General features: G+C 55.2%; 2 protein-coding genes. One reads left to right on the forward strand and one right to left on the reverse strand.

Going from position 1 to position 1,867, the window contains the following annotated elements:
• The first annotated feature begins 1,301 nt into the window (after positions 1–1,301).
• Positions 1,302–1,676 carry a phleomycin/bleomycin binding protein Ble-Sh gene (gene ble-Sh, locus ACGLHT_RS29930; RefSeq protein WP_063842998.1) on the forward strand — a complete coding sequence of 125 codons (375 nt, stop codon included), beginning with the start codon at positions 1,302–1,304 and terminating at the stop codon, positions 1,674–1,676.
• Positions 1,677–1,682: 6 nt separating this feature from the next.
• Here ble-Sh and ACGLHT_RS29935 read toward each other — a convergent pair.
• A partial coding sequence (locus ACGLHT_RS29935; RefSeq protein ID WP_394520765.1) for a hypothetical protein occupies positions 1,683–1,867 on the reverse strand: 185 nt, incomplete at its 5' end.

A 1,867-nucleotide genomic window follows, 5' to 3' on the forward strand; every position in this document is an offset into this window, starting at 1 on the left:
TGTACTGGGTCTCTCTGGTTAGACCAGATCTGAGCCTGGGAGCTCTCTGGCTAACTAGGGAACCCACTGCTTAAGCCTCAATAAAGCTTGCCTTGAGTGCTTCAAGTAGTGTGTGCCCGTCTGTTGTGTGACTCTGGTAACTAGAGATCCCTCAGACCCTTTTAGTCAGTGTGGAAAATCTCTAGCAGGGCCCGTTTAAACCCGCTGATCAGCCTCGACTGTGCCTTCTAGTTGCCAGCCATCTGTTGTTTGCCCCTCCCCCGTGCCTTCCTTGACCCTGGAAGGTGCCACTCCCACTGTCCTTTCCTAATAAAATGAGGAAATTGCATCGCATTGTCTGAGTAGGTGTCATTCTATTCTGGGGGGTGGGGTGGGGCAGGACAGCAAGGGGGAGGATTGGGAAGACAATAGCAGGCATGCTGGGGATGCGGTGGGCTCTATGGCTTCTGAGGCGGAAAGAACCAGCTGGGGCTCTAGGGGGTATCCCCACGCGCCCTGTAGCGGCGCATTAAGCGCGGCGGGTGTGGTGGTTACGCGCAGCGTGACCGCTACACTTGCCAGCGCCCTAGCGCCCGCTCCTTTCGCTTTCTTCCCTTCCTTTCTCGCCACGTTCGCCGGCTTTCCCCGTCAAGCTCTAAATCGGGGGCTCCCTTTAGGGTTCCGATTTAGTGCTTTACGGCACCTCGACCCCAAAAAACTTGATTAGGGTGATGGTTCACGTAGTGGGCCATCGCCCTGATAGACGGTTTTTCGCCCTTTGACGTTGGAGTCCACGTTCTTTAATAGTGGACTCTTGTTCCAAACTGGAACAACACTCAACCCTATCTCGGTCTATTCTTTTGATTTATAAGGGATTTTGCCGATTTCGGCCTATTGGTTAAAAAATGAGCTGATTTAACAAAAATTTAACGCGAATTAATTCTGTGGAATGTGTGTCAGTTAGGGTGTGGAAAGTCCCCAGGCTCCCCAGCAGGCAGAAGTATGCAAAGCATGCATCTCAATTAGTCAGCAACCATAGTCCCGCCCCTAACTCCGCCCATCCCGCCCCTAACTCCGCCCAGTTCCGCCCATTCTCCGCCCCATGGCTGACTAATTTTTTTTATTTATGCAGAGGCCGAGGCCGCCTCTGCCTCTGAGCTATTCCAGAAGTAGTGAGGAGGCTTTTTTGGAGGCCTAGGCTTTTGCAAAAAGCTCCCGGGAGCTTGTATATCCATTTTCGGATCTGATCAGCACGTGTTGACAATTAATCATCGGCATAGTATATCGGCATAGTATAATACGACAAGGTGAGGAACTAAACCATGGCCAAGTTGACCAGTGCCGTTCCGGTGCTCACCGCGCGCGACGTCGCCGGAGCGGTCGAGTTCTGGACCGACCGGCTCGGGTTCTCCCGGGACTTCGTGGAGGACGACTTCGCCGGTGTGGTCCGGGACGACGTGACCCTGTTCATCAGCGCGGTCCAGGACCAGGTGGTGCCGGACAACACCCTGGCCTGGGTGTGGGTGCGCGGCCTGGACGAGCTGTACGCCGAGTGGTCGGAGGTCGTGTCCACGAACTTCCGGGACGCCTCCGGGCCGGCCATGACCGAGATCGGCGAGCAGCCGTGGGGGCGGGAGTTCGCCCTGCGCGACCCGGCCGGCAACTGCGTGCACTTCGTGGCCGAGGAGCAGGACTGACACGTGCTACGAGATTTCGATTCCACCGCCGCCTTCTATGAAAGGTTGGGCTTCGGAATCGTTTTCCGGGACGCCGGCTGGATGATCCTCCAGCGCGGGGATCTCATGCTGGAGTTCTTCGCCCACCCCAACTTGTTTATTGCAGCTTATAATGGTTACAAATAAAGCAATAGCATCACAAATTTCACAAA

The organism is Pseudomonas sp. PsB (assembly GCF_043658375.1).
GTDB classification, from domain to species: domain Bacteria; phylum Pseudomonadota; class Gammaproteobacteria; order Pseudomonadales; family Pseudomonadaceae; genus Aquipseudomonas; species Aquipseudomonas putida_Z.